Source organism: Vulcanococcus sp. DEBay_Sum22DG08_74, from assembly GCF_017852955.1.
Classification (GTDB): Bacteria; Cyanobacteriota; Cyanobacteriia; order PCC-6307; family Cyanobiaceae; genus Vulcanococcus.
In genome coordinates, this window is record NZ_JAFMKL010000131.1 from 1 (window position 1) to 4,228 (window position 4,228).

The 4,228-nt window shown below is 64.3% G+C and carries 4 protein-coding genes and 1 pseudogene; 4 read left to right on the forward strand and 1 reads right to left on the reverse strand.

The window, feature by feature from the left end; translation table 11 throughout:
* Window positions 1–235 precede the first annotated feature (235 nt).
* On the reverse strand, window positions 236–700 hold the full coding sequence (rimI, locus tag QZ184_RS10470; protein ID WP_296419502.1) for a ribosomal protein S18-alanine N-acetyltransferase: 465 nt from the start codon (window positions 698–700) through the stop codon (window positions 236–238).
* Between the two features lie 34 nt (window positions 701–734).
* Between rimI and lysA the strand changes: the two genes are divergently transcribed.
* From lysA to QZ184_RS10490, 4 genes and pseudogenes are all read left to right on the forward strand, one after another.
* Window positions 735–2,126, forward strand: coding sequence for a diaminopimelate decarboxylase (gene lysA, locus QZ184_RS10475; RefSeq protein ID WP_296419504.1), 1,392 nt, complete (start codon window positions 735–737; stop codon window positions 2,124–2,126).
* A gap of 21 nt (window positions 2,127–2,147) precedes the next feature.
* Entirely contained in the window at window positions 2,148–2,984 is an 837-nt protein-coding gene (gene cdaA / locus QZ184_RS10480) for a diadenylate cyclase CdaA (RefSeq protein WP_296416760.1), read from the forward strand.
* Complete coding sequence (locus tag QZ184_RS10485; RefSeq protein ID WP_296419506.1) at window positions 2,981–3,775, forward strand: isoprenyl transferase; 795 nt, start codon at window positions 2,981–2,983, stop codon at window positions 3,773–3,775. Before cdaA ends, QZ184_RS10485 begins: the two co-directional genes overlap by 4 nt.
* 25 nt (window positions 3,776–3,800) lie before the next feature.
* Window positions 3,801–4,228 (forward strand): annotated as a pseudogene (locus QZ184_RS10490) (biotin synthase); the annotation flags it as partial.

Here is a 4,228-nt window from a genome sequence, read left to right on the forward strand (position 1 = left end):
TCTTGGGCCAGCATGATCACCTTGATGGCCTTCTCGGTAAACCGCTCGAACATGGGGCGGGGCCTGGCTGCATGTTCCCCCAATTTATCAGGGTTGCTTGGGGGTGTGTGAGATCAATTTCAGAAGCGCTAAAACCCAATGCCCAAAAGGGATTGCCCCGCGCGATCGTCACAGCGAAGCGGTTAAAAGTTTCCGGTTCTCGCTATCAGGAATGGGCGGCAATCCGTACCGCCTCTCAGTCGTGTAATTCAAGCCATTGGATCAGGGCATCGCTTCCGTTGCGGTAGTAGCCGCGACGGATTCCAGCGGTGCTGAAGCCCAGATCTGCGTAGAGCGCCCCTGCGGCGGTGTTGTCCGAGGCCACCTCCAAGGTCGCTCGCTGCGCTCCAGCCTCCCGGGCCTGTTCCAGGAACGCCTGAATCAGGCGCCGTCCCAGGCCCTGCCGCCTGTGGCCTGGATCCACGGCCAGGGTTGTGATCTGCAGTTCATCCAGGACCAGCAGTCCGCAGGCGAAGGCCAGCAGCTGCTCCCCTTGCCAGAGCCCCAGCCCTGGCCTCTGTTCGTCGGCGAGTTCCGAGCCCCATTGGCTTTCGCTCCAGAGCCCGCCCAGGGCGGCTTTGTCCAGGGCAAGGCAAGCGCTGAGGTGCTCGGGCCTGAGGGCCTCAAGGCGGACCTGGGGATCGGCGGTGTGCGTCGGCACAGGGGCCTGGAGGCGGCCTCTTTAGGATCACCCCATGACGACTTCGATGGCGACAGCCGATCTCCAAGTGAGCAACCGGCCCTTTGAGAGCAACCGCGATACCGCTAGTCCCAACCGCAATCTCACCCCCGTAACGACGGCCGTTGGCCCGAAGGGTGGATTGGAGGTGGGGGGCTGCGGCCTGAGTGATCTGGCTCGCCGCTACGGCACACCGTTGTATGTGCTGGATGAGGCCACCCTTCGCGGCAATGCCCAGGCCTACCGCAAGGCGCTGGCGTCCCATTACCCCGGTTCGGCCCTGGCGCTTTACGCCTCGAAGGCCAACAGCAGCCTGGCCATCACCGCTGTGGTCGCCTCCGAGGGGCTCGGCCTCGATGCGGTCTCGGCGGGCGAGTTGCTGACGGCGGTTCAGGGGGGGATGCCCCCTGAGCGCATTGTCTTTCACGGCAACAACAAGAGCCTGGAAGAGCTGCAATTGGCGGCCGACTTGGGCGTCACCGTGGTGGCGGACAACTGGTCGGATCTCGAGCTACTGGCGTCCCTGGGCTTGAGCCAGCCGGTGCGCCTGATGCTGCGCTTCACCCCTGGGATCGAGTGCCACACCCACGAGTACATCCGCACCGGGCACCTCGACAGCAAATTCGGCTTTGATCCCGACCAGCTCGAGCCAGTTCTGCGGCATCTTCAGAGCTGCAGCTGGGCGCTGGTCAGCGGCCTCCATGCCCACATCGGCTCTCAGATTTTTGAACTGCAGCCCCACCGCGATTTGGCAGCGGTGATGGCCGACGCCCTGAAGTTGGCGCGCGAACTTGGCCATCCCGTCTCGGACTTGAACGTCGGCGGTGGTCTTGGAATCCGTTATGTCGAATCCGATGATCCGCCGTCCATCGACGAATGGGTCCGCACCGTGGCCGAGGCCGTGGCTGGTGCCTGCCAGGAGCGGGGACTGGATCTGCCGCGGCTTCTCTGCGAGCCCGGCCGTTCCCTGGTGGCTACGGCTGGAGTGACCCTCTACAGCGTTGGCAGCCGCAAGGAGATCCCTGGGATCCGCACCTATCTCTCCGTTGATGGCGGGATGAGCGATAACCCCCGTCCGATCACCTATCAATCGCTCTACACCGCTGTTTTGGCTGACCGCCCTGAGGCGGAAGCCAGCGACACCGTCACCCTGGCGGGTAAGCACTGCGAATCCGGAGACGTGCTGCTGAAGGACTTGGCCCTTCCTCCGGCCCAGGCAGGTGATGTTTTGGCAGTCTTTGCCACCGGCGCTTACAACGCCTCGATGGCTTCGAACTACAACCGCATCCCTCGCCCTGCAGCGGTGATGGTGCATGACGGCATGGCGGAGCTGGTGCAACGCCGGGAGTTGCCAGAGGAACTGCTGCGCTACGACGTTCTGCCGGAACGCCTTCGGCCGGTAGTCTGATCCTCAGCGAATAGAGCAAGGGTGCTCGGGTTGATCGGGGGAATCCAGCTGGGCTTCGTGCTGGATCTCCTGTTGGCCACCGCCCTTGGCATGGTCATCCTGGCTCGGGTGAACGAGCCGCGGACCCTCTGGTTGCTGCGGGGGTACCTCACCTTGGTGGCCCTGGCCTGGGTGGTTCAGCGCTACGCCAACCTGCCGCTCACCAGCAAGCTGGTGGATGCCCTGGTCATGGCCTGCAGTTTGGCCCTGGCCATCCTCTGGCAAGGGGAACTGCGGCGCCTGATGGAACTGCTGGGGACTGGTCGGCTGGATGTTCTCTTTGGCAGCCAACGGGCCGACAAGCTCGCCTCGAGCTCCGTCGGCGTGCTCAGTGAGGCCGCGGGGCGCCTCTCCCAGATCCGTCGTGGTGGATTGATCGTCCTGGATCTGGGCAGTGATCTGCGCCCAGAGGACTTCCTGAACCCCGGCATCGCCCTGGATGCTCAGCTCTCAGTCGATCTGCTCCTGAATCTCTTTGCGATCGACACCCCGCTCCATGACGGGGCGGTGCTGGTCAAAGGCAATCGGATCCTCTCGGCGGGGGTGATCCTGCCCCTCTCCCGCCAGGGACTGAATCGCTATGGCACCCGCCATCTGGCGGCCCTGGGGATCACCGAGCGCTTCGATCGCTGTCTCTGCATCGTGGTGTCGGAGGAGACCGGCACCTTGTCGCTGGCCAAGCAGGGGCGCCTGGAGCGTCCGATCACGAGCTCGCGCCTGCAGGAATTGCTGAGCGAAGCACTGGCTCAGGCCCCGAAATCCTCTGGTAAATCTGCGGGTCGTAGCGTGTCCGTAGATTCGTCCGAACCTCTCGCATGAGTCGTTCCCTGACGACTGCCTTAACTGTCGAAGGGAACAGGCCCTCGCGCTGCGCCCTCCCGCCTGGGCTTGACCCGGGCCGGCTGCCGGCCCATGTCGCGGTGATCATGGACGGCAATGGCCGTTGGGCCGGGCAGCGCAAACTTCCCCGGGTGATGGGGCACCGGGAAGGGGTGGAAGCCCTGAAACGCACCCTGCGCCTTTGCAGTGACTGGGGCATTGGCTCGCTGACGGCCTACGCCTTCTCTACCGAGAACTGGAACCGCCCTGGCGAGGAGGTCAGCTTCTTGATGACCCTGTTTGAGCGGGTCCTCGCCAAGGAGCTGAAGGCGCTGGAGCAGGAGCAGGTGCGCATTCGCTTCCTGGGCGATCTCGAGCAGCTTCCCGAGGGACTGCAACAGCTGATCCAGGACGCCACGGACCGCACCGCCTCCAACACCGGCATTCGTTTCAATGTCTGCACTAACTACGGCGGTCGTCGCGAGTTGGTCAGGGCGGCGCGGCTGCTCGCGCAAGAGGTGGCCAGCGGTGAACGGGATCCTGAGTCGATTGATGAGCAGGCGTTTGCCTCCAAGCTCCTCACCGCTGGTGAGTCGGATCCAGACCTGTTGATCCGCACCAGCGGCGAGCAACGCATCAGCAATTTCCTGCTCTGGCAACTGGCCTACGCCGAGCTGCACATCACGGATGTTCTCTGGCCCGATTTCGATGAAACGGCCCTGGTGAGCGCCTTGATGGATTTCCAGAACCGCCAACGTCGCTTTGGTGGCGTGGCCTCCGTCTCCTCCTAATCGCGTGACCTCCTCCTCCGTTTCGGTGCGCCATGACTGGAGCACCTCTGAGATTCAGGCGCTCCTGGAGTTGCCCTTGATGGACCTGCTCTGGCAGGCCCAGGCGGTTCACCGCGAGGCCAACCCGGGGTATCGCGTCCAGCTGGCCTCCCTGTTGAGCGTCAAAACCGGCGGCTGCGAAGAGGACTGCGCCTACTGCCCGCAGTCGATGCACAACAGCAGCGATGTCACGGGGCAACCGGAGCTGGAGGTGGAGCCCGTCTTGGCCCGGGCTCGGGCGGCCAAGGAGGCCGGTGCCCATCGCTTCTGCATGGGTTGGGCCTGGAGAGATATCCGCGACGGGGCGCCCTTTGAGGCGATGTTGTCGATGGTGCGCGGCGTCCGGGAGTTGGGCATGGAGGCCTGCGTCACCGCCGGGATGCTGACGGACAGCCAGGCCGCCCGCCTGGCCGA

Bases quoted from the DNA above. Each gene is read 5' to 3' on its own strand.
- lysA (WP_296419504.1), top strand. From the start codon at position 735: ATGACGACTTCGATGGCGACAGCCGATCTCCAAGTGAGCAACCGGCCC.
- QZ184_RS10485 (WP_296419506.1), top strand. From the start codon at position 2,981: ATGAGTCGTTCCCTGACGACTGCCTTAACTGTCGAAGGGAACAGGCCC.